Here is a 24,435-nt window from a genome sequence, read left to right as displayed (position 1 = left end):
TCATGGCGAAGCTCAAGCTTGGCGCGCTCTTGGAAGACAAGGCTGTTAAGGTGTCGCTCGAACTGCCGGCCTCGCTGCATCGCGACTTGGTGCTCTACGCGGAGGTCCTGGGGCGCGAACAGGGGCAAACCATTTCAGATCCGATCAAGCTCATAGCGCCGATGTTGCAGCGTTTCATCGCGACCGATCGCGCGTTCACAGCCGCCAGGAAGTCAGCTCCGGACTGACGGGGACGACCCCTCAGTATATTCCGTGTATGACGCGAACAGCGGTGCTAACCAAAAGCAGCCACAGCGCCTCGTCCCAATGGTTGAACCCATCACGCCTCAGGAATTTCTCACCGAGCGTGATCGCAAAGACGACGCTACAGATCGAGTAAAGCGAGAGTACGAGCGACACCATTGGGAAATAATGCGCCCGGCTGTATAGCCCAATAATAGAGGAGACGCAGAGTTTTGTAGCGAAGCGTCGGAGCGTCAGGCGCGACTCCGCGTCTAGATGCGGCATCATGAATGCTCGCTGCCATCATCGCGCCAACTATGCGTTCGCGGGTCCCATCGATCAGCTCGCACGTGCGCGATAGCGCGGTGCGGCCTTCAAAAAAGTATGCCTGTCTCGATCAGCGCGCGCACCTGATCGCGTCGATCGAAGTCACGACCGAAGCCAAAGCCCGCCTCGAGGTTCCCGATCCGGGTGTACGACACCTCTCCTCGCGCGAAGAATATGCCTTTCTGATAAGTCGGCGTGAAGGTCAGCGACCAGGCACTGCTTCCGGGACCATAAAGCAAGTTCGTTGGCGCACACGACGCATCCGATCCGCATCTTCCCCCGCTAGTCTTCAGATACTCAGCCCGCGCGCCGAGCGACCACTCCTTGTCGATCGCGTATTTAACGAGCAGCGCCCCGCCGTAGGTATCTGCGGAACGATTGATGCCGAGCTGATCATCGCGGCCAACGTGGCTGTATTGGAGATACGGCGTCAGCGTGAGCGGACCGCTCGTATGGGTGTAAATGAGATTGAAAATGCTGCTATTGTTCTGCGCCAAAGGCGTCGCGAAGGAGGATTTGTCATTACGCGATAGCGCACCAGCGCCGACGAAGCTCAGCGAATTCGAGGAATCAAACGCGTAGGAAAGCGTGCCCGAGAGCCAGTTCAGCTTTCCCGAAATGTAGCCGTCGTTAAGCGAGACCGCTGCACTGACGGCTCCCTTGGCGTAGTTCACTTGGACGCCGCGGCTGATGGCCGGCTCCTGATTCCACAGCAAGCCGCGCTCGATATTGACGTTTTGGAAGGTGAACGTCGACTCCGCGCCGACCATCGTCGGCAGTAATCCGGCAGACACGGATAGTTCGGGCGATATCACCGCTTTCGCGTACGCCACTGGAACCGGACCAAAAAGCTGTTCCGTCGCTTCGGTTGCCTTCAGGTAAGACGTACCCAGCGAAGGGATGGAGTAAATGCCCGTCTGAACATAGAACTGTAGAGGGCCCCGGGTCGTTTGAAACTGGACTTGCGCGTTGCTGATATCGACGAAGCCATCGCGGTTGCCGATCCCGCCGGCGTGCGTTGCATTGGTCTGCGCGACGCCAATGCCCGTCACTTGGCCCGACACCAGAATCTGACCGAACGGTCCTGCCTCAAGCGCGATGGCGTCAGGATTAGGGACGAGGGGGCCAGCAAAACTCGGTGACGGAACCGGATCTGCATATGCCGCGCTCGCGCCGAAGAGCGTAGCGCACGCCACTCCAAGCGCCAGGGTCGAGGGCGATGTCAACCACCGTTTGTGTCGCGGCGTCGACTTGCGAATAGCAGAGAAATCGGCACGTCCGGGCATATATGCATCCCCATTTGCTTGGGCAGATGCAGCGAAGCACTAATTTTACGCGTATAAAGTCGGCGCTTTATCTGACGTTGAGCCGTAAGGATTGCATATATATTTGAGCAGCGTCCGCACTGTTTGACGCGGCTTAGACCGCCTGGCGGTAACGAACCTCAGCACGGGCGACTTCGACCATTATGCGGTAGCGGCTTGCCCGGCCGTCAAGCTCAGCAGCCGACGAAAGGGCGGGTTATCGTTTTCGGTCGACCAAACCGCGGAGAAGGGCAGCGCGCAACCTTCGAGCTTCCGATAGGTGATGCCGGGGAACGACGTCTCCGCGACCGATTGGCTCGCTATCGAGATGCCTCTGCCGATCGCAACCAACTGCATCAGGGTCTGTGACGACACGCGGTCACGCTGTATCCGTGGCGAATATCCAATGGATGAGAGGTGCCGGAAAACGAACGCTTCGATATCGCGTCCCGGCGCAGCTTCGGTCACCAGAAACTGCTTCAGCCTGATGTCACTCCACGCGATTTCGCTCTTTTTCGTGAGTGCATCATTCTCCGACAAGACGACAAACACATCCTCGGTCCACAGCCGTTTGGTGGCGAGGCTGCCAGTGTCAAGCGGCGCGGCCATGAACGCGATATCGAGATTGCCGCGCTCTAAGTCCTCGAAGAGATGTGTATGTGTGCCTTCCACAAACTCAAGCTGCACTGCTTCATGTTGATGACAAAAGCGAATAAGCAGCTCCCCGAGGAACCCGGTTGCGAGCGGAGATGACAGGCCGACGCGAACCGTACCGGACCTGCCGCGACCGATCGTGCCGACATCGCCTACCGCACGATCAATCTCGTTCAGCGCGGCTTGGGCATGCTCGACAAAAATAGACCCAGCTTGCGTTAGCGAAACGCCGGACCTTTTGCGAAGAAATAAGCTGGAGCCTAACCCGTCTTCCAAGTTTCTGACCTGCCGACTGATCGTCGACTCCCGCACGCCAAGGCGTGAGGATGCCTTGCGAAAGCTTCCGAACCGGGCGGCCGTCACAACGTATCGTATGTGCCTAAGCTCTAGCTCAAAGGCCTTCACCGCCAGAAGGGCCGGGCTACGCAGCGATGTCGGTGGGGATGGAAGCTACAGCGCATCTCGGCGTTACCTGTAATTGGAACGCGTCGAGTCGAACGCGATGCTATAGAACGCTGCTTACCCCGGGTGACATAAGGATCACGTAGAGTTTCGAGGGGCGACCGCAAAGACCGCGTAAACGCAACCCTCATTCGCCAGTTCCAGTGCGTACTCCACTTCACTCGCATTCATCTATTCATGGTCGGCCAAGAAACGTCGCGGGCGGTGGCTGTGACATGCTTCCTTACGCCATCCTTATACACGGGCATAAAAACTCAGCGCCGCCTTTACGTGCAACGTCTTAAAGGCGTCCCGCAGACTGACACTAAACTGGAGCTGCAGCCAAAATGCTCAGCAACTTTCTGGCCGAGGAGCCGAGATCTGCGCGTCTACTGAGCCGCGTGCGTCCGCGCTCTCGCACGAAGAGACGATCGTTCGGCGTCGTCGCGCTGTTTGGAGAACCCTCGTGACCGCAACCCTTGTGATTGTTCTGGCCGGCGCCTGCGCGGTCGGCCTCTTCATCTACCTTTTCTACGCCCTCATGAAGCCTGAGCGCTTCTGAGCGTCAACGATCCATTCTAACCGGCAGGTGGCAAATATGGGCGACCTCATCTTCGTAGCGGTAACGCTCGGATTCTTCGCAATCACAGCAGGGTTCATCGTGGCCCTCGATCGAATTTGAGGGGGCTCTGATGGGATACGATCTGAATCAATTCATCGTCGTTCTGGCGATCATGACGGGCCTCGTCTTTGTGACTGGCCCGTGGCTCACGCGCATCTTCAACGCGCCTGGACACAATATTATCGAGCGCGGCACCTACCGGTTGCTGGGCGTCGATCCCGCCGAGCCGATGTCTTGGAAACGGTATGGCGCGGTGCTGCTCCTCAGCAACGCCGCCATGATGCTGCTCGGCTACCTGATTTTGCGCATCCAGCAACTTCTGCCCGGCGATTCGCTCGGTCGCTCTTCGCAGACACCCGACCTCGCGTTCAACACCGTCGCCTCGTTCATCACCAATACCAACTGGCAGGCCTATTCTGGCGAAACGAGCCTCTCGAACCTGTCGCAGATGGCGGTCATCACCTTCCTGATGACCGTCGGCGCAGCGACCGGCGTTGCCGCCGCGGGCGGCTTCATCCGGGGCCTTAGCCGCAGGAGCGCCGGCGACATCGGCAATTATTGGGTCGACTTCACGCGCGTCACCTACCGCCTGCTGCTCCCGGTCTGCTTCGTCCTTGCGCTCATCTATGTGTGGCAGGGCGTGCCGCAGACGCTGACGGCCGACACGGTGGTCACGACGCTCGAAGGCGCTCGCCAGCAACTCATCATCGGGCCGGTGGCCAGTCTCGAGACCATCAAGCACATCGGCACAAACGGCGGTGGCTTCTTCGGCATGAACGCCGCGCATCCGTTCGAGAACCCGACACCGCTCACCAACACGCTGCACATCCTGAGCATGTTGTTGATCCCGTCGGCCCTGACCTACGTCTTCGGATCGATGATCGCCAACCGCAAGCAGGGTTGGTCGTTCTTCGCCGCCTTCTTCGTCATGTTCCTCGGCTTCCTAGCGCTGGTCTACGGCGCCGAGCATGCGGGCAATCCGATGCTTTCGCCGCTGGGGATTGATCAGGCGCAGACCGCAACTCTCGGCGGCGGCAACATGGAGGGTAAGGAGCTTCGCTTCGGCATCGCGCAGACCAGCCTGTTCGTGACCACCACGACGGCGGCGACGACGGGATCGGTCGACTCGATGCATGCCTCGCTGACGCCGCTTGGCGGCCTCGTCCCGATCGCCCAGATGATGCTCAACAACGTGTTCGGCGGCGATGGCGTCGGCCTCATCAATCTCGTCACCTATGCGATCCTGACCGTCTTCCTGGTCGGCATGATGATCGGGCGAACGCCCGAATTCCTCGGCAAGAAGGTCGAGGCGCGCGAGATGAAGTTCGTGATGCTGGCTGTTCTGGCCCATGCCTTCAGCATCCTAGGTTTCACGGCGCTCGCATGCGTCATGCCGTCCACCGTCGACAGTCTGGCGAACATGGGGCCCCACGGTTTCAGCGAAGTGCTCTACGCTTATACCTCGGGCACCGCCAACAACGGGTCGGCCTTCGCCGGCTTCAACGCCAACACGCCCTTCTTCAACACAACCATTGGGCTCGCGATGCTGGTCGGGCGCTATCTGACCTTGCTGCCGATGCTGGCGGTCGCGGGCGTGATGGCGGCGAAGACGACGGTGCCGGCCGGCCCAGGGACGCTCTCGACCGCAACGCCGCTGTTCACAGGGCTTCTCGTGTTCGTGGTGCTGGTGGTCGGGGGTCTGACCTTCCTCCCCGCGCTCGCGCTCGGCCCGATCGTCGAGCATCTGCTGATGCTGTCTGGCACGACATTCTGAGGACATCGCCATGCAATACGATCAATCGACATCCGCCGACCTCTCTGCCGCCCCCGCCTTCAAGGGCATCGCCCGGCCGGTGCTTGTTTCAGCCCTGCTGTTCATGGTCGTGACAGGTCTGGCCTATCCGCTGGCGACGACCGGCGTCGCCAATCTGCTCTTCCCGAGCCAGGCTCAGGGAAGCCTGATCGAGAGGAACGGGCAGGCCATCGGGTCTCGCCAGATCGGACAATATTTTGCCCGTCCGGAATATTTCCATAGTCGGCCAAGCGCCACGTCCGGTCCCGACCCGCAGGACCCCTCCAAGACGGTCGACCAGCCGTATAACGCTGGAGCCAGCGCCGCGAGCAACCAGGGTGTTCTCAGCAAGAAGCTCCTCACCGCAGTCGAAGAGCGCGCCATCGCCTACCGTCAGGAAAACGGACTGGCGGCCAACGCCGCCGTTCCGGTCGACGCCGTGACGGCGTCCGGCTCAGGTCTCGACCCGCATATCTCGATCGCCAACGCAAACATCCAGGCGCAGCGGGTCGCTCGCGCCCGAGGGCTGGCGATGGACCGCGTCCTGGCGCTGATCAATGACAATGTCGATCGACCGCAGTTCGGTCTGTTCGGCGATCCACGCGTCAACGTCCTTGCACTCAATCTCGCGCTCGACGCGGCTGCCGCGCCGGCCCGTCCGGCTGCCCAATAAAACCGAGGTGGCATCATGTCCGATCTAGAGACTCCTACGGCGCAGAGCGCCGCCGTCCTCGGCGGAAACGTCAAGCAAGTGCCGTGGCCCTCAGTGGCCGCGGAAGCCTTCAAGAAGCTGTCACCGCGCGTTCAGATCAAGAACCCGGTGATGTTCGTCGTGTTTCTCGGTAGCATCGTCACAACTTTGCTTTTCATTCAGGCCGTGACCGGCAAAGGCGAAGCGTCGGCTCCCTTTATCTTCGCAATCGCTGCATGGCTGTGGTTCACGGTCCTTTTCGCCAACGCTGCCGAGGCGATGGCGGAAGGCCGCGGCAAGGCGCAGGCCGATGCGCTGCGCGCCACCCGCCAGCGCGTTCTCGCCCGGATGCTCAAGGAGCCGCGACGTGACGCCGAATCCTGGCCTCAGGCGAGCGACGAATTGGGTGTGGGAGCATACGTGCTTGTCGAGGCCGGCGAGATCATCCCGGCCGACGGCGAAGTGCTGCAAGGCGCAGCTTCGGTGGATGAGTCCGCAATCACCGGCGAGTCCGCCCCCGTCATCCGCGAGGCAGGCGGCGACTTCGCATCCGTGACGGGCGGCACACGCGTGCTTTCGGACTGGATTGTTGTCGAGGTCACTGCCAAGCCGGGCGAGGCCTTCCTCGATCGCATGATCGCGATGGTCGAAGGCGCTAAGCGTGGCAAGACACCCAACGAGATCGCACTGACGATCCTATTGGTCGCACTCACGATCATCTTCCTGCTCGTCTGCGTCACCCTCCTGCCGTTCTCTAGCTTCAGCACGATCATCAACGGCTCGGGCACGGTGGTGACGATCACGGTGCTCATTGCGCTTCTCGTTTGCCTCATCCCGACGACGATCGGAGCACTGCTCTCAGCCGTGGGCATCGCCGGTATGAGCCGGATGATGAAGGCCAATGTGCTGGCCACCTCTGGCCGCGCGATCGAGGCGGCGGGTGATGTCGACGTCCTCCTCCTCGACAAGACCGGCACGATCACGCTCGGTAATCGCGAGGCGACGAAGTTCCATCCCGCGCCCGGCATCAAAGAGCCCGCGCTGGCCGACGCGGCGCAGCTCGCATCCCTTGCCGACGAGACGCCCGAAGGGCGCTCTATCGTGATCCTGGCCAAGAACGCTTTCGGCATCCGCGGCCGCGAGCTGCAGGGCGCGGAGACAATCGGTTTCACCGCGCAAACCCGAATGAGCGGCATCAACATCGACGGCCGCCAGATCCGGAAGGGTGCGGCCAGTGCGATCCGCGCCCATGTCGAGGCGATGGGCGGTGTCTTCCCCAAGGAAGTGACCACGACCGTCGAAGAAGTTTCTCGCCGCGGCAGCACACCGCTCGTCGTTAGCGACGGAACCAATGTCCTGGGCGTGATCGAGCTCAAGGACATCATCAAAGGCGGGATCAAGGAGCGCTTCGCCGAGCTTCGCGCGATGGGCATCAAGACCGTGATGATCACCGGCGACAACCAGTTGACGGCAGCGACCATCGCGGCCGAAGCCGGCGTCGACGATTACTTGGCTGAGGCGACGCCGGAGGACAAGCTCCGTCTTATTCGCCAGTATCAGGCTGAGGGACGGCTCGTCGCGATGACCGGCGACGGCACCAACGACGCGCCCGCGCTCGCCCAAGCCGATGTCGCCGTCGCGATGAACAGCGGTACGCAGGCGGCCAAGGAAGCCGGCAATATGGTCGATCTCGACAACAACCCAACCAAGCTGCTGCGCGTCGTCGAAGTCGGCAAGCAGATGATCATGACGCGCGGCGCGCTCACGACCTTTAGCGTCGCAAACGACCTGGCCAAGTATTTCGCGATCATTCCCGCCGCCTTCGTCGCGACCTATCCGCCGCTCGCCGCGCTCAACGTGATGGGACTGCACAGCCCAGCCTCGGCGATCCTCTCTGCGGTCATCTTCAACGCGCTGATCATCGTCGTGCTAATCCCGCTCGCCCTACGCGGGGTGAAGTATCGCGCCGAACCGGCGGCGCGGCTTCTCGGTCGGAACCTGCTCATCTACGGATTAGGCGGGATTATCGTGCCATTTATAGGTATAAAGCTCATCGACCTCGTGCTCACGCCGTTCTTTTAGACGAACGGCGTGCGGCACTGGCGTGAGGCAGTAGACGATGAACGATCAGCGACCTGATCCGGACGCTCTTCTGGAGGCCGTAAGAGGTAACGCAGAGCACTCCAAACGCGGACAGCTCAAGATTTTCTTCGGGGCCTGCGCTGGGGTGGGGAAGACCTTTGCGATGCTTCAAGCGGCGCGGCAGGCTCAGGCTGAGGGCGTGCGCGTCGGGATCGGCATCGTCGAGACGCACGGCCGCAAGGAAACCGAGGCGCTGATCGACGGCTTTGCCATTCTCCCGCGCAAGACGTTGCCGGGCAATGGCAGGCCTGTCACCGAGTTCGATCTCGATGGCGCCCTGGCGTCCGACTACAAGCTGCTGGTGGTCGACGAGCTTGCCCACACGAACGTCGCCGGCAGCCGCCATGCCAAGCGGTGGCAAGATGTCGAAGAGCTGCTCGACGCCGGCGTCGATGTCTACACCGCGCTCAACGTACAGCACCTCGACAGCCTCAACGACATCGTCGGCGGCATTATCGGCATTCGCGTCCGTGAAACCGTTCCCGATCGCATTTTCGATTCCGCGACCGATGTCGTGCTGGTCGACCTGCCGCCGGACGATCTGCTCGCCCGCATGAACGCCGGCAAGGTCTACTTGCCCGTGTCAATCGAGCGCGCGCGTCAGAACTTCTTCCGCCGCGGCAATCTGATCGCGCTACGCGAGCTTGCGCTCCGCCGCGTCGCCGACCGGGTCAACGCCGATGTCCGGACCTACCGCGTCTCGCACGCGATCACGACGGTCTGGCCGACGCAGGAATTGCTCATGGTCTGCGTCAGCGCGGATCGGTCCCAGGAAAAGCTCGTCCGTGAAGCCGGGCGCCTCGCCCAGCGGCTTCAGGCCAAATGGATCGTCGTCCACGTCGATCAGCCCTATCAAAATAATGATGCGCGATCCCGGGAGGCGCTGCTCGTCATCGCCAAGACGGCCCAATCAGCCGGCGCGGAGTTTGCAAATGTCCCTGGCCAAGACATTACCGAGGCGATCCTCGACTATGCTCGAAAGCGCAACGCCACCAAGCTCATCATCGGAAACACAGCTCGCCGACGCATATTTACGTTCAAACGTCGATTGCAGGAACGGCTTGCCCGCGCCAATCCGGAAATTGGGCTCCTGCTGCTGAGCGTTGACGAAGTCCGGGCGACCCGCCGAGTTCGTTGGATACCGGAGGAGCCGCAGACGCAGATCGCGGCGCTTGGCATCGCCACGCTCGCATGCGGCGCAGCGACCTTCCTCGCCTCCCAGCTCGTAGGCTTTTTCGATCTTTCCAACGTCGTCATGCTTTTCCTGGTGACGACCGTGTTCATCGCCTTGCGACTCGGCCGCCTCGCCGGGGCGTGGGCGTCCCTGCTTTCGGTGGGCTGCTTTGACTTCTTCTTCGTCGAGCCGAAGCTCTCGTTCGCGGTCACCGACACGCAATACATATTCACTTTCGCGCTTATGTTGGTAGTCGCAGTCGTGATCAGCCAACTCGCGGCGCGGCTCCGATCGGAAGCTCGTGTAGCCCGTGCCGGAGAACGAAGGGCGTCGGCCTTGGCCAGGATCGCCCGCGACCTCTCAAGCGCGATCAAGATAGACCAAGTTGTCGCGATTTGCCGGGAAGCGCTGACACCACTGTTCGAAGCGCGGATCATCCTTCTGGTTCCCGACAAGAACGAGCGCTTGATGCCTACCGAGGACCCCGGCCTTGTCGATACATCGACCGCACAATGGGCTTTCGATCATGGACAGCAAGCGGGCCTTGGCACTCAGACCTTGAGCGCCGCCCACGCCCTGTACCTTCCCTTGAAAGCGTCGATGGCCATGCGCGGAGTGCTGGCGGTCGTGCCGGTCGGCGCGCCGCTGCCCGACGATCCGGACGATCGCCGTCTGCTTGATGCCTGCTGCTCGACCATTGGCCTCACGCTCGAGCGCATCCACTTCATGGAAGTCGCACAGGAAACCCTGGTCCGGATGGAGGGTGAGAAGCTCCGCAACGCGCTGCTGTCGGCCGTATCGCACGACCTCAAGACGCCGCTGACCGCGATCCGCGGCCTGGCCGAGACGCTCGAGCATCGCAAAGAGCTTCCAGTCGAAGATCGCAGTGACCTGGCGCGCTCGATCCGGGTTCAGGCCGACGAGCTCAAGCGCCTCGTTGCCAACCTGCTCGACCTGGCACGCATGCAAAGCGAGGGCGTGCGGCTCAACAAGGAATGGAATTCCTTGAGCGAGATAGTCGGCAGCGCCGTGTTACAATCGCGCGCGATCCTCGAACCTCGCAAGGTTCGCACCAATCTGCCGGCGGATCTTCCACTCATAGAGGCCGATGCCACGCTCATCGAGCGCGTTCTGATCAATCTGTTCGACAACGCCGCCAAGTATACGCCGCGCGATAGCACGATAAACGTTCGGGCCGGTGCTACGGCGGACACCATGTATCTTATCGTTGAAGATAATGGCCCCGGGCTCCCCGTGCGGGATCCGGAAACGCTCTTCGAGCCGTTCGCGCGCGGGCAGAAGGAGTCGTCGGTCGCCGGCGTTGGATTGGGGCTCGCGCTCTGCCGCAGTATCATCACGGCTCACGGCGGAAGCATCCGAGCCGAACAGCGCAAACCAAACGGAGCCGCGTTCGAGATACGACTGCCGCTTGGGACGCCGCCTGCGATCGAAAGTGAACCGATCCATGATCAAGCCGCGCATTCTGATCGTTGAAGACGAAGCCGATATTCGGCGCTTTATCCGCATGGCGCTGGAAAAAGAGGGCATGAATGTCTTCGAGACGGCCACGGCCGAAGAGGCGCGGTTGAATGCGGGCAGTCGCAAGCCCGACCTGATGATCGTCGATCTCGGACTACCCGACGGCGACGGCAAGACGCTGATCCGGGAAGTGCGCGGCTGGATGTCAGCGCCCGTTCTCGTACTCTCCGCGCGCGAGCAGGAAACCGAAAAGGTGGAGGCGCTTGACGCCGGCGCCGACGACTATCTGGTCAAGCCGTTTGGCGTGCCCGAACTCCTGGCGCGAGTGCGGGCACAACTGCGGCGCGCCGGCACCGTATCGAACGGCGGCGCAGCGTCGCCCGTAGCCAAGTTCGGGTCGGTCACCATCAATCTTGCCACGCACGAAGTTGCGCGCGCGGGCATACCCGTCCATCTCACGCCCAACGAGTTTCGACTTCTGACGGCGTTGGTCCGTGGCCACGGCAAGGTGCTAACCCACCGCCAACTGCTTATGGAGGTGTGGGGTCCCGGATACTCGGAACGCGCCCACTACCTCCGCATCTACATGGCGCAGCTCAGGCAAAAGCTCGAAGAGGAGCCGTCGCAGCCCCAGCACCTCCTGACGGAATTGCAGGTCGGATACCGCTTGTCCGGCCTGGAGGCCGCCGAGACAGGTCATAGCTGACGCTGAACAACCGGATCAATCCGACAATCCGCAAGGACCAGATCATGGCCGAAAATCAGAATGAAACTGTCATCGAGTTGGCCACCGACGGCCGTATCGAGAAAGCTGACGTCGAAACCGCCATGCGGCAGCTTGATACGGCGCTTAAGCGCGGCGACACCGTCCATGTCTTCGCGGAAGTCCGCAACTTCAAGGGCATGTCCTCGGAGGCGTGGCGTAGCGATCTTGGCAACGCGTTCCGCTACTTGGCACGGCTCAGACAATTCGGACGGATCGCCATCGTCAGCGACCAGGCTTGCATCCGTAACGCCGCCCGGATCGAAAACGCCTTGCTGCCCTATGTCAGGTATCAGTCCTATACGCACGATCGTCGGGAGCACGCCCTCGCCTGGGTTCGCGGTGACGTCGATTGCGCGCATCCTGAAAGCCTGCGGGTCTTAGAGAACGGTGATTCCGATATTTTCACCTTCGAGATCGACGGCCGCATCACCAGCGCGGATGCGCGAAATCTCGCCGAGAGGCTTTCGGCCGCGTTCAGCAGCGGGGGCGGTCGCCGCCTCCTCGGCATCGTCCGTCACTACGACGGCTTCGAGCCGTCGCTGCTCGTTGATACGAGGCTGCTCGAACTGAAGATCGGGCTGTTACGCCATATCGAGCGATATGCGCTCGTCGGCGGGCCCGATTGGATAAGTCGCCTCACCAACCTCTTCGATCCGCTGCTCAAGATGGAAGCCCGTCATTTCGCGGCTAGCGACGAAGAGGCTGCACGGGCCTGGTTGCGCCGCCATGGCGGCTGAAGAAGAGCCCGTCCCCGCCAGCCCATCGGAGACTGCTTCCTCGGTCCGGAGCACCGACGCGAGGAGCGTCGATCCGGTATCGGACGAAGCATACTTCGCCCGCCGGGCGGCACAGGAACTGGAGTTAGCGGCCAACGCTTCAGATGTAGCGGTCAAGAGACTTCATCTCGATCTCGCCGCGCGATATGCAACGCGCCGCGAGTTGGCTGCGCGAGACGTCGAGGCGAGTCATCCAATCGGTCGAACATGATTTTACCGCCGGCCGTCGAGACCGAGGTCAAGCCCCGACCAGAGGTGCTCCCCAAGCCGGCATCGACCGCAATGTCCGCGCCGCTTAGAACCACGGCGAGCCAATCAGCCGCACGTCACAAGCGCTGTAGCCGCACACAATCGCCGGTCATCGCGATGACGACTGCAGGTCAGGCGACTAAGCTCGGGCCGCACCTCCTCATACAGAAAGAGGACTGATGCCAGTCATCGCAGCGTATCTCTACCGCGACGGTCGTCGGGTTCGCGAAGTCGACATCGGCGAACGGGTTGATTGCCCGACGGATCGCTCCGAGTTCGTTTGGATAGGCTTGTCGGACCCATGCGCGGAGGACGTCATGGCGTTACAGGCCCTCTACAATCTTCACCCACTCGCGGTCGAAGACTCGCTCAAAGACGGCCAGTTGCCGAAGGTCGATATCTACGGCGATCAGTTGTTCCTGATCGCGCGCACCGCGCAACTGGACGACGGCGTTATTGCCTACGGACAGACCGCCGTGTTCCTCGGTCACAGTCACATCATCACGGTGCGGCAAGGCTCAACCCGATCACACCTTCCGCTGCGCAAGCACCTGGAAGAGTCGCCAGATCTCCTCGGCCAAGGCACGGACTATGTGTTGCACGCAGTGCTGGATTTCATCGTCGACGGGTACATTCCACTGGTCGAGTCGCTCGAGGAAGAAGTCTCGGCTATGGAGCAGCACACGCTCGACGCCTTCTTGGGTCGAACCGAGATCGCCCGAATATTCACGCTTCGGCGTCAGCTCACTCGCTTTGGACACATCCTGATACCCATGGAGGAGGTGGCCCGTAAGTTAGCTCAGACCAACCATCCTTGCATCGATGCCGAGGCTCGCCACTATTTCGGCAATGTGCTGGATCACGTGCGGCGGGTGGAGACGATGAACACTGGTCTCCGCGAGGTGCTGACTTCCGTTTTCGAGTTCAGCAATCTGATGGAGCAACAACGCACTGGCGCCATCACCCGCCAACTGGCGGCATGGGCGGCGATCCTGGCCGTGCCGACTGCCTTGGCTGGCATTTACGGGATGAACTTCGAGCATATGCCCGAGTTGCATTCCGTCTATGGCTACCCTGCGGTTATGTCGATCATCGCCGTGATATGCCTCACACTCTACCGGCGCTTCCGAAAAACTGGATGGCTATAGCCCACACTACTTGAGGCCAAAGACGCGGCATACCTCACGGCTGCCGACTTAGGAAGTAAGTCGCATATATACACCATCTTTACGTCTAGCCCGAAAATCTGATCTCGAATCTTTATGATCGTGCCGTTAGTTGGATTGCCGCCACCATGGAGGGCGGCATGCCAATCGCAGCAACTGATGCAAGGGATGCAGGGTTACGACTAGCGGGCTTGCTGGGCGTGATCATTGCCGTACTTGCGTTGAGCCGCCTGTACGCACTTGTCCATGTGCTTCCGCTGCATGAAGCCACGCCCTTTGAGATGCTTCTGGCGGCGTTGGGCTTCGTCGGCATGAGCGCGGGCAGCGCCTTGCTCGTGCTCGGTCGCCACATCTTTGATCAGATCGAGCTACCGAGGCGCTCCCCGGCGACACCTCTCCACATTCCCTCCGAGGAGGCCTCGGACGCAATGAGATGGACCGTGGCGCCCGCCAATCCATCATCGGTGTCTCCGCGCCCGCCGCGCGCCAGCAACCGGGTTCTGCTGCGGGGAGCACGATGAGGCACAATGATGAATCCAGAAGGCCTCCTGATGCTCCTGCTCATCATCGGCGGGTTGCTGTGGTTGAACATCTACCTCCGCGTAAAGCTGCTTCTGGCGAGCCGCCGGGACAGGCGCAAAGCAACAAAAGACCGCGGATCGGAGGAACGCTCCGCCTGAAAAAATCGCAAACATGATTGGAGCAGCCGCGATCAACCTGAGAGCAAGCGAACTTCGATCAACGTCGCGGCTTCGATTGACCGTCCGCTCGATTTCACGGAATGACCAATGTCTGGCGCGTCCGTCCTCATCATCTTCTTGGCAGTGCTCTTGATTGCAGCACGCCTGTTGCTTCGCCCGGAGCGCCGACCGCCGGTCCCCGCGAGCGAAAAAGCCGAAGGCATTCCACGTATGGATAGACCAGTTGGAACATGCCCTACAACGTTTGAGCCAAGCAACAATCGCCGCTTTCTCAAGTTGTCCGCCCCTTCCGGTGGGCCTCAAAAGAGGCTCTCACATAGCCTGCGCGACGCTTGCAGTCATTTCACCGGCGGCAGCACATCGGCATCGCTTCGGATCGGACTGGACGCCTCCCTGAGCTATGGCCCGCTTCGAAACGTGCTCGCTCGGCTCCAAAAAACAGAACCAGCAATAGATGTACGTTTTGTCGAGGGTGACGGCGACGATATCGCCGATCAAGTTGCGCGCGGAACAATTGACGTCGCTTTCATACAAGAGCGGGTGGATAAAGCGTCCATCGTGTCCGAACACTGCTGGAACGAGACGATCGTAGTGGCCTTGCCGGAGGGTCATCGGCTCGCCGGTCACCACGCCCTTCATCGCGAAGCACTCAGATGCGAAACGTTTCTGATGGCGATCGATGAAACACGCGTCATCCGCACGGCGAACGAAATAGCGACAATACTCGAAGGCCGGCCACGGTTGATCATTCCAACCCAGGTCCATCGCGACACTCTCATGCATCTCGTAGGATTGGGGTTCGGGATCGCGCTGACACGCTCTTGCGCGCTAGGCGTTTATTATCCCGGCGTCATCTACCGACCGATCAGCGCTCCGGAGCCTCACGCTGCGGTCTACGCAATATGGAGGCCGGAGACCCTCTCGCCAGAGGCCTCAGTTCTGCTCGCCTATGCCCAGGCCGAAGGCCGTCAGGGAGCGGTGGAGTGATCGCCCCGTCAACCCATGCTGCGCGCCGCCGCCTGAGCTTCCTTCGGCTCATAAGGCTTTTGCACCGACCTCGCCCAGGGTGCTATAGGATGCCGCCCCTCAGCATTCTTTCCGCGGCCGTTAAGATCATCGGCGTCTCAGGCCTGATCGGCCTGCTCGTGGCGGCTCATCATATACCAGCGGCCGCGACGCCGTTGCGCGCGGTCGCCTTGCTTTGGTTTCTTGCGCTCGGGATCATCTACGTTCTGATCCCGGGGAAACGAAGCGGGCGCTCCTTCCTTGGTCGCCGTCCATGGCGTTGAACAGCTTTCACCCTGATATCGGCGACTGGATCCTCATGCTCGCGCGATTCGCTTTGCTCGTGTCGCTAGTGGCGTTGTTCGTACGGCGACGCCAAGTCACACGAGGCATAATGGCGAAGCTCGACACGCTCGCGAAGTCTCGGCTCATCAACAAAGCCAAAGATCGGTCGGTAACCGAGGCTCCAAAAGAACCTCTAGCTGGAGATCGAGGTCGACTTAAAGGATCTCAGGACGAGAAAGACTGAAAGGGAAGGTCTTAGACGACGCTAATCTGCCCTAACGCAATATTTGCGCGGTTTGGCCCGATCATACGCCATCCTCATGTCGGTCGAGCTACCGTTCGTTGCATTGGCCTCGCGCGGCCGTGACCGGCGAGCCTTGGAGCAATGATAGGGCACTCGCCGACCATGTGGGAAGCGGTCACGCGATTCCGGTGGATGAGGTTGTTGCGTGAGCAGGACAGCCGCTCGCGGATACATCTCCGCGCGTTTTGCGGGCAAGTCGGATTGATCCTCCTACTCTGCGCACCAACCTTTGCGCTCGATCATCGGCCGCCCTTTCTTTTCCTGTTCTTCGTGCATTTAATGTTTGCTGCATCCGCGCTCGTTCTCGTTGGGGTGGCGCTGGTCACGCGACAGCCAGTTTCGCGTACGAGCCTCTGCATGTGGGATCACGTCTTCGCCATGTTGCTCCTGATGCTGATCAGCTCCGCGGCACTCAGAATGCTGGTCAGCTAAGGCCGTGCGCTCGCCGTTCTCAGCCAAATCGGGTTCACCGGGTTACGTAACACATCGCTCTGAGGCTCGCGGGGCGATTGACGGGGCTAGGGCCGCAGCCCATGGTCGCTTGGTTATGCAAGCGTCGAAGGCTCACGTCCGATTCTGCAATCGCGGGTGCCAGCTCATGTCGGGCTGTTAGCCCCGGGTCCGGACGTTCGCGTGCTGGGTTCGGGGTAAGGGCATAGCCCGATCCGCCACGCCTCGCCAGCGTTCGCAACCCTCACACTACGAGCCTTCGTCATGACCCTTGTTAAAGCTGCCGCGCGCCCTCCCATTCATATGATCGACACCGAAGCCGATGCGCTGTCCGATCTCGGAATGCGTGCCCACGCCCGCCAGTCAGATGTTAGCCGCCTGTTGATGGCCGAGATCGAACGCGCCAGGATTCACACCGCCGAGGACATTCCTCCTGACGTCGTGACCATGCGTTCGACGGTCGAGTTTGTCGATCAGGCAACCGGCACCCGTCGTACCGTCGAACTTGTCTACCCTGCCGAGGCCGATATTGCTGCGAACCGGATCTCCGTAATCACACCTGTCGGCGCCGGGCTCATCGGCTTGCGCGAAGGTGACTCAATACTTTGGCCAGATCGCGATGGACACGAACGCACGCTGAGCGTCGTAAAGGTGATCCAACCGGCACGAGACACGACAGCAAAAAGTCGCTGATCGCGAACTTACGAACCTGCCTGAAATCTTTCCGTCTTAGCCGACACTGGGGAGCTTCGCTCTAACCCATTGCGCCAGCCCTGAGGGGCGTGGCGCACCCGACACGATTCGAACGTGTGGCCTCCACCTTCGGAGGGTGGCGCTCTATCCAGCTGAGCTACGGGTGCATTATGCTTACGCGGTGCTTACGCGAAAAATCTGAGAGTTGAAAGCGCCAACCTCGGTGCTCTCAAAGCGCTGTATTTCAAGTGTTTTTCGACCTCCTTCTCACAATCGTTCCGCTTGACATCAGCCTTCGGAGGGCAACACTCTATCCAGCTGAGCTATGGGTGCTTCGCTTGTCCTTCTAGCCGATCGCTCCGCATCCTGCAATCGCCCGATGCGATTTCGTCCGATGCGATTTTCTCCTGGGGTCAGCCGAAGGTCTTGCGCGGGTCGAGTGCGTCGCGCACGGCTTCGCCCACCAGAATCAGCAGCGACAGCAGCAACGCCGTCACGGTGAAGCCGGAGATGGTGAGCCAATAGGCATTGGGCCTCGCCTGGGCCTGCTTGAGCAATTCGCCGAGCGAGGCCGTGCCGGGGGGCAGGCCGAGGCCGAGATAGTCCAGCGCCGTCAGCGTCGAGATGGCGCCCGAGAGAATGAAGGGCAGCATGGTCAGCGTCGCCACCGTCGCGTTGGGCAGCAGATGCTTGACCATGATGGTGGTGTCGGACAAGCCGAGGGCCTTGGCCGCCCGGACATATTCGAGATTGCGAGCGCGCAGGAACTCGGCACGGACCACCGCCACCAGCGCCATCCAGGAAAACAACAGGAGGATGCCGAGCAGCACCCAGAAGCCCGGCGCCAGCACCGCCGAGATGATGATGAGCAGGTAGAGCGATGGAATGCTGGTCCAGATCTCGATGGCACGCTGGAAGATCAGGTCGACCCAGCCGCCGAAATAGCCCTGCACCGCGCCGGCGGCCACGCCGATGAGCGAGGAGAAAAAGGTGAGGATCAGGCCGAAGAGCAGGGAAATCCGGGTACCGTAGATGATGCGGGCCAACACGTCGCGGCCGGTATCGTCGGTGCCGAGCCAGTTCCACTCGATGTCGCGGCAGGTGGAACCGCCCACGGTCTGGGCGGCATCACGGCACTGGTCGTCGCGCAGGGCCCAGGTGGGCGGCGAGGGCACGCCGCCGGCCGGCGGGTTCTTGTTGATGGTCTGCGGTCCATAGCGAATCGGCGCCCAGAGCACGAAGGCGCCGCGATCGGCCAGCAGCTTGACGAGGTAGGGATCGCGGAAATTTGCCGGCCCCGGCAGGTCCCCGCCGAGATCGGTCTCGTCATAGTCAACGAAAACCGGCGTGAAGACCTGCCCCTTGTCGACGATCAGCAGCGGCTTTTCATTGGCGATGAACTCGGCGAACAGCGACAGGATGAAGAGGGTGAGAAACAGCCAGAACGACCAGTAGCCGCGCCGATTGGCCTTGAAATTGTTGAGGCGCCGCCGGTTGAGAGGTGACAGATTCAGCCAGCCTCGCCGGGTCTGGGTGGCAGCCGCCATCTCAAACCTCACGCGCTTCGAAGTCGATGCGCGGATCGACGAACATGTAGATCAGGTCGGTGGCCAGGTTGATGACCAGGGCCACCAGCGCCAGGATGTAGATAGAGGCCAGCACCACGGGATAGTCGCGGTTGATGACCGATTCATAATTGAGCCGTCCCAGGCCGTTGAGCTCGAAGGTCTGCTCGATCAGCAGCGATCCCGTGAACAGTGCCGATATGAAGGCAGCGGGAAAGCTCGCGATCACGATCAGCATGGCGTTGCGGAAGACATGACCATAGAGCACCCGGCGCGGCGACAGGCCCTTCATCCGGGCCGTCAGCACATATTGCTTGCGGATCTCGTCGAGGAAGGCGTTCTTGGTCATCATCGTCAGCGTGGCGAAGGCCGAGACCCCCATGGCGATCAGCGGCAGCGTCATGTGCCAGGCATAGTCGGCGATCTTGCCCCACAGCGACAATTCGTTCCAATTGTCGGAAACCAGCCGGCCATTGGGAAAGATCTGCCAGAAGGCGCTGCCGGCGAACAGGGTGATCAACAGGATGCCGAGGGTGAACCCGGGAATGGCATAGCCGATGACGATCACCGCACTGGTCCAGCCGTCGAAGAAGGAACCGTCCTTGACCGCCTTGCGGATGCCCAGCGGTATCGAGATCGCATAGGAGAGCAGCATCACCCACAGGCCGATGGAGATCGAGACCGGCAATTTCTCGGCGATCAGGGTGGTGACGGGCGTATCGCGGAAATAGCTTTGGCCGAAATTGAAGGTGGCGTAATTCTTGATCATCAGCCAGAATTGCTCATAGACCGGCTTGTCGAAGCCATATTGCTTGCGCAGGCTGGCGATAAAGGCTGGATCGAGCCCCTGGGAGCCGCGATATTGCGAGGCGCCGGCATTGAAGCTCGGCGCGGGCCCGCCGAGATCGCCCCCGCCCCCGGCATTGCCCGATAGCATCGACACCATGCGCTCCACCGGACCGCCGGGCACGATCTGGATGATGGCAAAGGAGATCAGCATGATACCGAACAAGGTCGGCACGATCAGCGCGAGGCGGCGCAGGACATAGGCGAGCAAATCGACGTTCCGGTTTGGCCTGTCGAACCTAGAGGAGAATCAGGGCGATTGTCATCCCGTGCGCGCTGCAACACGAAGTGTTGCGGTGCGGACACGGGACCGCAGGACGATTAAAAGCCGTATTCTGCAAGCGATCCGGATCTGCGAAGCGTCACGATGTGCCGCACCGCGTCCGGGATGACCGCGTGGCCGCCTCACATCCTGAATTCGCTGCCCAGATAGAGCCGGCGGGCTTCGGGATTGTCGATGATCTCCTGCGGCGTGCCCTGGGTCAGCACATGGCCGGAGTGGATGATGTAGGCCCGGTCGATCAGGGCCAGCGTCTCGCGCACATTGTGGTCGGTGATCAGCACGCCGATGCCGCGATTGGTCAGATGGCGCACCAGGGTCTGGATGTCGCCCACCGCGATCGGATCGATGCCGGCAAAAGGTTCGTCGAGCAGCATGAAGGACGGGCGGCCAGCCAAAGCGCGCGCGATTTCCACGCGCCGGCGTTCGCCGCCCGAGAGCGCGATCGAGGCGGTCTTGCGCAAGCGGCCGATCTTGAATTCGTCGAGCAGTTCGTCGAGCTGGCGCTCACGCTCGGCCTTGTTGGGCTCGACGATCTCGAGCACGGCGCGGATATTCTCCTCGACGTTCAGGCCACGGAAGATCGAGGCTTCCTGCGGCAGATAGCCGATGCCGAGCCGGGCGCGCCGATACATCGGCAGCGCCGTTACGTCATGGCCGTCGAGTTCGATACGACCATGATCCGGCGGCACCAGGCCGGTGATCATGTAGAAGACCGTGGTCTTGCCGGCGCCGTTCGGACCGAGTAGACCGACGGCCTCGCCGCGCCGGACCTCCAGGCTGACATCGCTCACGACCGTGCGCTTGCCATAGGTCTTGGCGATCGACACCACCGAGAGCGTGCCCTCGATACTGACGGCCGGCCCTGCTTCATCGCCGTCAGCCGCATATTGCACCATCTCGTTCATGTCTGGCCCGCACTCTTCCTGCGGCATCGGGCCCGATGCCGCGTTTTTCTGTTATCACGCTGCCCATACGGAAAACCGGCCTGCATTGCGCATTCCGGTGTCCAATCACAGCTTTGCCGCACGCCGGTGAATATCTCGTTCATCGGGCAAAAACATGCCGCCTATAGCGTTTTGCTCCAGAGCCAAGCGCGATTTCTCCGAATCGCATTTTCTCTCTAGCTCTTTGTTTTGACGCGTTTTCTTTATCGAAAAGCCTATCGACTTTTCTGGAAAACGCTCTGGGGACGGCACGTCCCTGGATCAGCACTTCTGGTCGCCCGAGACGAAATGGCCCGTGGTGCCGCCGGTAACGGTGGCTCGGCCGGTCTGGGTGTTGACCACCAGCTTCTTGCCGCGCAGCACGTTGCAGCCCTGGGTCATCACCACTTCCTGGCCCGTCAGCGTGGCGATGTTGGTCTCCATGTCAAGGATGCCATCATCGCCGGTGGCCTTCTGGTCCGGGGCGGTGACGACGACATTGCCCTTGGCCACCAGCTTCTTGACCTTGTTGTCAGGTGCCGGAGCCGTGTCGGCATCGGCGGCTTCCGCGGTCGAGGAGGCATCGGCCGGCAGTGCGGCCGAGGGGGCCGCCGGCTGGGCCGGGCTGGTACCGGCGGCATCGGCCGGCTGCTTGCCAGGCAGGGACGCGGCCTCGTAGAAGACCGTCAGCTCCTCCGAGGTCAGCGTCGACTCGCCCTGGGTCGCCACCACATTGCCGGTGAAGATCGCCTTCTGCTCGTCCTGATGGGTTTCGAGCTGATCGGCCTTGATGTTCACCGGCTTGTCATTGTCGGAGGAGAAGCCCTGGAAAGGCGTGGAAGGCTTCTTCTCCTGCGCACCGGCCGGCAAGGCCAATGATGAAACGAGCAATGCCAGAGGCAGCAACAGCGCCGGAGCGAGGCGACGAGACGTCGGGCTGGGTCGCATCATCACGGGCCTGCTCCCTCAGTTGCTGTTCTTCTTCTGGCTGCCCTGGGTGAAGACTCCCGAGACACCGCCGGTGCCACCGCCTTCGACCCTGGCGATGCCCGTCTTGAGGTTGACGGTCAGCTTGGTGCCCTTGAGCACGTTCGGCCCCTGGATCATCACCACTTCGCCGCCCGTCAGCGTGGCGACATTGGTGGCCATGTCCATCACACCATTGGCGCCGGTCGCCTTCTGGTCCTTGGAGGTGACCACGACATTGCCGCGGGCGACCAGCTTCTTGATGGAGCTGGCCGGCGTGCCGGAACCGGAGGCCGGCGCCTTGCTCGCGTCGGCAGGCTTCGCTTCGGTGGGCTTTGCTTCGGCAGCCTTGGCATCGCCAGCCGGCTGGCCGTCTGCCGGCTTGGCATCGGCGGCTTTGGGGTCGGCAGGCTTGGCATCCGCGGATTTGGCATCGGCCGGCTTTGCATCGCCCGACTTGGCGTCCTTGGCCTTGCCGTCCTTGGCAGCGCCGTCCTTGGCGTTGTTGTTGTCGACATTCTCGTAGAAGACCGTCAACTCATTGGTGCGCAGAACGGATTCACCCTGCGTCGCCACCACATTGCCGGTGAACACCGCCTTTTGCTCGTCCTGATGCACTTCGAGCGAGTCCGACTTGACGTCGACGGGTTTGCCACTGTCGGAGGAGAAGCCCTGGAAGGGGCTGGCCGCCTTCTTCGGTGCGGCGCCGGCATCGGCAGCCGTCAGGGCCAAAGCGAGCGGCAGCACCGCGAGAGGCACCAGGCGGCGGATTTTCATCGTCATTGGGTGGGATTTCCCTGCACTGGGTTGGCTGGATTCGGGGGAGTGGCATGCGGAGCCGCAGCATCAGGAGCCGGAGCATCGTCGGACGGCGTAGCGGGGGTGTCCGCACTGTCCGCGCCGTCTTCCGTATCCGGCTTGTAGGGTACATTGAAGCTGGCGCTGACGCCGCCCTTGAACAGGATTTTCGAACCGCCCTGCACGATGCTCAGGCCATTGCCCGAAATCGTACCGGAGGTGAGATTGACGGTGACCGGCTCCGTGCTGTTCACCGTGCTGGCCTTGAGGTCGATGCTGGCGCTCTTCAAGGTCGCGTCATAGCCCTTGGTCGACTTGACGCGCACATCGCCCTTGAGATCGAGAAGCTGGCCAACCGTGTCGAAGGTGCCGGTTTCGGCGCTCAGCGTGGCATCGCTCTGGTCGGGCGCGGTGATCACGGCCTTCAATCCGGTGAGGCTGACCACGCCGGGCACGTTGACTTTCTGCGTGCCGCCCGTGGCCGTGACATCGTATTTCTGCCCGCGATTGTTGGAGCCGGTCAGGTGCGGCCTTTCGACGGCCAGGATGCCTTCGCCGGACGGCTTGACCGGATCGGGAACGACGATGGGCAGCGGCGCGAAGGGGTTGAACACTGCCAGAAACACAAAAATACCCGCTCCGGCCACCGCTATTGCGGGCACGGCAAACTTCAGGAAACGCACCAGCCTGCTGTGAGCGCGGGCAGCTTTGAAAGCGCTTTCACGCGAAGGCATGGCGGGTTGTGGGATCTTGACCCGCGCATCCATGATATCGGCCAAACGAATACCTATCCAAACGCTGCTAACGGCGGGAAACCATCGCCACCGACCATCATATTGCGATGCGAAGTGGAGACGTCAACCCGGCGCCACAGGCGCCGTCCATCCCTGTCTGCAATTCCTCAACTTTGGGTGAAAATCGCAACAGGTGCGCCCTCATAGCAGATTTCAGGCGCAGGGGGAATGTGCCGAGGGGAACGCGTCACGCCGCCGTCACCCGCCAGGCCTCCCGGACGGGCGCAGATCTGGAGCGAGGCGCGACGCTGGCCTCAGCTATGGGCGAAGATGTCGGTCTCCGGCCAGCCATTGAGGTCGAGCAGCGCCCGCGTCGGCAGGAAGTCGAAACAGGCGCGTGCCACGTCCGAACGTCCCTCCCGCGCCAGGGTGGCGTCGAGCTTGGCCTTGAGCTCATGCAGATGGAGCACGTCCGAAGCGGCATAGGCGAGCTGGGCGTCGGTGAGCGTGTCGGCGCCCCAGTCGGAGGATTGCTGCTGCTTGGAGAGGTCGATGCCCAGCAGTTCGCGCACAAGATCCTTGAGGCCGTGGCGGTCGGTGTAGGTGCGCGTGAGCCTGGAGGCGATCTTGGTGCAATAGACGGGCTTGGTCACCACGCCGAAGGCGTTCTGCAGCGCGGCAATGTCGAAGCGGGCGAAGTGGAAGATCTTGGTGACCGAGGGGTTGGCCAGCAATTGCTCGAGATTGGGGGCGCTTTTCTGGCCCTGGGCGATCTGCACCACATCGGCGGTGCCATCCCCCGGCGAGAGCTGCACCACGCAGAGCCGGTCGCGATGGGGGTTGAGGCCCATGGTCTCGGTATCGATGGCGGCGCTGGTGGTGTAGCGGGACAGGTCGGGCAGATCGCCGCGGTGGTAGCGAATGGTCACGGAAGCTTCCTGAACTCGATATCATTGGGTCAGATCGCAAATAGAACCCTCGCAAGACGATGTGCAAGAGGGAGAAGAGCTTGAAGCCCAAACCGGGAGAAGGTTTGCCAATGCGGCTGCGCGTGCTATCGACCTCCCCGCGAATTCA

Annotated in this window: 23 protein-coding genes and 1 tRNA gene; 14 read left to right on the top strand and 10 right to left on the bottom strand. The window is 61.6% G+C overall.

Annotation, left to right across the window (positions count from 1 at the left end; translation table 11 throughout):
• Positions 1–2 precede the first annotated feature (2 nt).
• Entirely contained in the window at positions 3–227 is a 225-nt protein-coding gene (locus tag U1R88_RS12230; protein WP_099957423.1) for a DUF2274 domain-containing protein, read from the top strand.
• A gap of 369 nt (positions 228–596) precedes the next feature.
• On the opposite strand, the gene U1R88_RS12225 is transcribed toward U1R88_RS12230, so the two are convergent.
• Both U1R88_RS12225 and U1R88_RS12220 read right to left on the bottom strand, forming a co-directional pair.
• Positions 597–1,835, bottom strand: a complete 1,239-nt coding sequence (locus U1R88_RS12225; RefSeq protein WP_171131303.1) for an outer membrane beta-barrel protein — start codon at positions 1,833–1,835, stop codon at positions 597–599.
• 180 nt (positions 1,836–2,015) lie between these two features.
• On the bottom strand, positions 2,016–2,912 hold the full coding sequence (locus tag U1R88_RS12220) for a LysR family transcriptional regulator (RefSeq protein WP_322431473.1): 897 nt from the start codon (positions 2,910–2,912) through the stop codon (positions 2,016–2,018).
• A gap of 502 nt (positions 2,913–3,414) precedes the next feature.
• On the opposite strand from U1R88_RS12220, the gene kdpF reads away from it, so the two are divergent.
• The 13 genes from kdpF (at position 3,415) to rnk (ending at position 17,243) form a co-directional block, all read left to right on the top strand.
• The gene (gene kdpF, locus U1R88_RS12215; RefSeq protein WP_163540569.1) at positions 3,415–3,510 is read left to right on the top strand and encodes a K(+)-transporting ATPase subunit F; all 96 of its coding nucleotides are present in this window, start codon (positions 3,415–3,417) and stop codon (positions 3,508–3,510) included.
• Between the two features lie 130 nt (positions 3,511–3,640).
• A complete protein-coding gene (kdpA, locus tag U1R88_RS12210) occupies positions 3,641–5,344 on the top strand; it encodes a potassium-transporting ATPase subunit KdpA (RefSeq protein WP_171131307.1) in 1,704 nt (567 codons plus the stop codon).
• A gap of 10 nt (positions 5,345–5,354) precedes the next feature.
• On the top strand, positions 5,355–6,035 hold the full coding sequence (kdpC, locus tag U1R88_RS12205) for a potassium-transporting ATPase subunit KdpC (protein ID WP_171131309.1): 681 nt from the start codon (positions 5,355–5,357) through the stop codon (positions 6,033–6,035).
• A 78-nt stretch (positions 6,036–6,113) separates the two neighbouring features.
• Entirely contained in the window at positions 6,114–8,135 is a 2,022-nt protein-coding gene (gene kdpB, locus U1R88_RS12200) for a potassium-transporting ATPase subunit KdpB (protein ID WP_425545430.1), read from the top strand.
• 37 nt (positions 8,136–8,172) lie between these two features.
• Positions 8,173–10,863 carry a sensor histidine kinase gene (locus U1R88_RS12195; protein ID WP_171131313.1) on the top strand — a complete coding sequence of 897 codons (2,691 nt, stop codon included), beginning with the start codon at positions 8,173–8,175 and terminating at the stop codon, positions 10,861–10,863.
• On the top strand, positions 10,835–11,554 hold the full coding sequence (locus U1R88_RS12190) for a response regulator (protein WP_171131315.1): 720 nt from the start codon (positions 10,835–10,837) through the stop codon (positions 11,552–11,554). Before U1R88_RS12195 ends, U1R88_RS12190 begins: the two co-directional genes overlap by 29 nt.
• Positions 11,555–11,598: 44 nt before the next feature.
• Entirely contained in the window at positions 11,599–12,351 is a 753-nt protein-coding gene (locus tag U1R88_RS12185) for a SpoIIAA family protein (protein ID WP_322431471.1), read from the top strand.
• Positions 12,352–12,818: 467 nt separating this feature from the next.
• A complete protein-coding gene (locus tag U1R88_RS12180; protein ID WP_171131319.1) occupies positions 12,819–13,787 on the top strand; it encodes a magnesium and cobalt transport protein CorA in 969 nt (322 codons plus the stop codon).
• 158 nt (positions 13,788–13,945) lie between these two features.
• Positions 13,946–14,326: a hypothetical protein gene (locus U1R88_RS12175; RefSeq protein ID WP_171131321.1), complete on the top strand. Its 381-nt coding sequence runs from the start codon at positions 13,946–13,948 to the stop codon at positions 14,324–14,326.
• Positions 14,327–14,332: 6 nt separating this feature from the next.
• Positions 14,333–14,485, top strand: coding sequence for a hypothetical protein (locus tag U1R88_RS12170; protein ID WP_171131323.1), 153 nt, complete (start codon positions 14,333–14,335; stop codon positions 14,483–14,485).
• A gap of 108 nt (positions 14,486–14,593) precedes the next feature.
• On the top strand, positions 14,594–15,493 hold the full coding sequence (locus U1R88_RS35655; protein ID WP_171131325.1) for a LysR family substrate-binding domain-containing protein: 900 nt from the start codon (positions 14,594–14,596) through the stop codon (positions 15,491–15,493).
• Positions 15,494–16,241: 748 nt separating this feature from the next.
• The gene (locus tag U1R88_RS12160; protein ID WP_168074461.1) at positions 16,242–16,532 is read left to right on the top strand and encodes a hypothetical protein; all 291 of its coding nucleotides are present in this window, start codon (positions 16,242–16,244) and stop codon (positions 16,530–16,532) included.
• Positions 16,533–16,814: 282 nt separating this feature from the next.
• Positions 16,815–17,243, top strand: coding sequence for a nucleoside diphosphate kinase regulator (gene rnk, locus U1R88_RS12155; protein ID WP_171131327.1), 429 nt, complete (start codon positions 16,815–16,817; stop codon positions 17,241–17,243).
• A 90-nt stretch (positions 17,244–17,333) separates the two neighbouring features.
• On the opposite strand, the gene U1R88_RS12150 is transcribed toward rnk, so the two are convergent.
• From U1R88_RS12150 to U1R88_RS12115, 8 genes are all read right to left on the bottom strand, one after another.
• Positions 17,334–17,410 (bottom strand) — tRNA-Arg (locus tag U1R88_RS12150).
• Positions 17,411–17,656: 246 nt separating this feature from the next.
• Positions 17,657–18,790, bottom strand: coding sequence for an ABC transporter permease (locus tag U1R88_RS12145; RefSeq protein WP_322431470.1), 1,134 nt, complete (start codon positions 18,788–18,790; stop codon positions 17,657–17,659).
• Between the two features lies 1 nt (position 18,791).
• Positions 18,792–19,865, bottom strand: a complete 1,074-nt coding sequence (locus U1R88_RS12140) for a microcin C ABC transporter permease YejB (RefSeq protein WP_322431469.1) — start codon at positions 19,863–19,865, stop codon at positions 18,792–18,794.
• Between the two features lie 194 nt (positions 19,866–20,059).
• The gene (gene lptB / locus U1R88_RS12135) at positions 20,060–20,869 is read right to left on the bottom strand and encodes an LPS export ABC transporter ATP-binding protein (protein WP_425545416.1); all 810 of its coding nucleotides are present in this window, start codon (positions 20,867–20,869) and stop codon (positions 20,060–20,062) included.
• 273 nt (positions 20,870–21,142) lie between these two features.
• Positions 21,143–21,811, bottom strand: coding sequence for an LptA/OstA family protein (locus U1R88_RS12130; protein WP_068292777.1), 669 nt, complete (start codon positions 21,809–21,811; stop codon positions 21,143–21,145).
• Between the two features lie 15 nt (positions 21,812–21,826).
• The gene (locus tag U1R88_RS12125) at positions 21,827–22,609 is read right to left on the bottom strand and encodes an LptA/OstA family protein (protein WP_322431468.1); all 783 of its coding nucleotides are present in this window, start codon (positions 22,607–22,609) and stop codon (positions 21,827–21,829) included.
• Complete coding sequence (gene lptC / locus U1R88_RS12120) at positions 22,606–23,403, bottom strand: LPS export ABC transporter periplasmic protein LptC (protein ID WP_322431467.1); 798 nt, start codon at positions 23,401–23,403, stop codon at positions 22,606–22,608. The genes U1R88_RS12125 and lptC overlap by 4 nt, the downstream gene beginning before the upstream one ends.
• 269 nt (positions 23,404–23,672) lie before the next feature.
• A complete protein-coding gene (locus U1R88_RS12115) occupies positions 23,673–24,287 on the bottom strand; it encodes a ribonuclease D (protein ID WP_322431466.1) in 615 nt (204 codons plus the stop codon).
• Between the last annotated feature and the right edge of the window lie 148 nt (positions 24,288–24,435).

Source organism: Labrys sedimenti (genome assembly GCF_034424805.1).
Taxonomy (GTDB): domain Bacteria; phylum Pseudomonadota; class Alphaproteobacteria; order Rhizobiales; family Labraceae; genus Labrys; species Labrys sedimenti.
The sequence above is the reverse complement of the archived record's forward strand: the minus strand, read 5'-3'. Positions and strand labels throughout refer to the sequence as shown.

Excerpts from the sequence above, each read along its gene's own strand:
- U1R88_RS12230 (WP_099957423.1), top strand. The coding sequence starts at position 3 with ATGGCGAAGCTCAAGCTTGGCGCGCTCTTGGAAGACAAGGCTGTTAAG.
- U1R88_RS12225 (WP_171131303.1), bottom strand. The coding sequence starts at position 1,835 with ATGCCCGGACGTGCCGATTTCTCTGCTATTCGCAAGTCGACGCCGCGA.
- kdpA (WP_171131307.1), top strand. The coding sequence starts at position 3,641 with ATGGGATACGATCTGAATCAATTCATCGTCGTTCTGGCGATCATGACG.
- kdpC (WP_171131309.1), top strand. The coding sequence starts at position 5,355 with ATGCAATACGATCAATCGACATCCGCCGACCTCTCTGCCGCCCCCGCC.
- U1R88_RS12195 (WP_171131313.1), top strand. The coding sequence starts at position 8,173 with ATGAACGATCAGCGACCTGATCCGGACGCTCTTCTGGAGGCCGTAAGA.
- U1R88_RS12190 (WP_171131315.1), top strand. The coding sequence starts at position 10,835 with ATGATCAAGCCGCGCATTCTGATCGTTGAAGACGAAGCCGATATTCGG.
- U1R88_RS12185 (WP_322431471.1), top strand. The coding sequence starts at position 11,599 with ATGGCCGAAAATCAGAATGAAACTGTCATCGAGTTGGCCACCGACGGC.
- U1R88_RS12180 (WP_171131319.1), top strand. The coding sequence starts at position 12,819 with ATGCCAGTCATCGCAGCGTATCTCTACCGCGACGGTCGTCGGGTTCGC.
- U1R88_RS12175 (WP_171131321.1), top strand. The coding sequence starts at position 13,946 with ATGCCAATCGCAGCAACTGATGCAAGGGATGCAGGGTTACGACTAGCG.
- U1R88_RS12170 (WP_171131323.1), top strand. The coding sequence starts at position 14,333 with ATGATGAATCCAGAAGGCCTCCTGATGCTCCTGCTCATCATCGGCGGG.
- U1R88_RS35655 (WP_171131325.1), top strand. The coding sequence starts at position 14,594 with ATGTCTGGCGCGTCCGTCCTCATCATCTTCTTGGCAGTGCTCTTGATT.
- rnk (WP_171131327.1), top strand. The coding sequence starts at position 16,815 with ATGACCCTTGTTAAAGCTGCCGCGCGCCCTCCCATTCATATGATCGAC.
- U1R88_RS12145 (WP_322431470.1), bottom strand. The coding sequence starts at position 18,790 with ATGGCGGCTGCCACCCAGACCCGGCGAGGCTGGCTGAATCTGTCACCT.
- lptB (WP_425545416.1), bottom strand. The coding sequence starts at position 20,869 with ATGCCGCAGGAAGAGTGCGGGCCAGACATGAACGAGATGGTGCAATAT.
- U1R88_RS12130 (WP_068292777.1), bottom strand. The coding sequence starts at position 21,811 with ATGATGCGACCCAGCCCGACGTCTCGTCGCCTCGCTCCGGCGCTGTTG.
- U1R88_RS12125 (WP_322431468.1), bottom strand. The coding sequence starts at position 22,609 with ATGACGATGAAAATCCGCCGCCTGGTGCCTCTCGCGGTGCTGCCGCTC.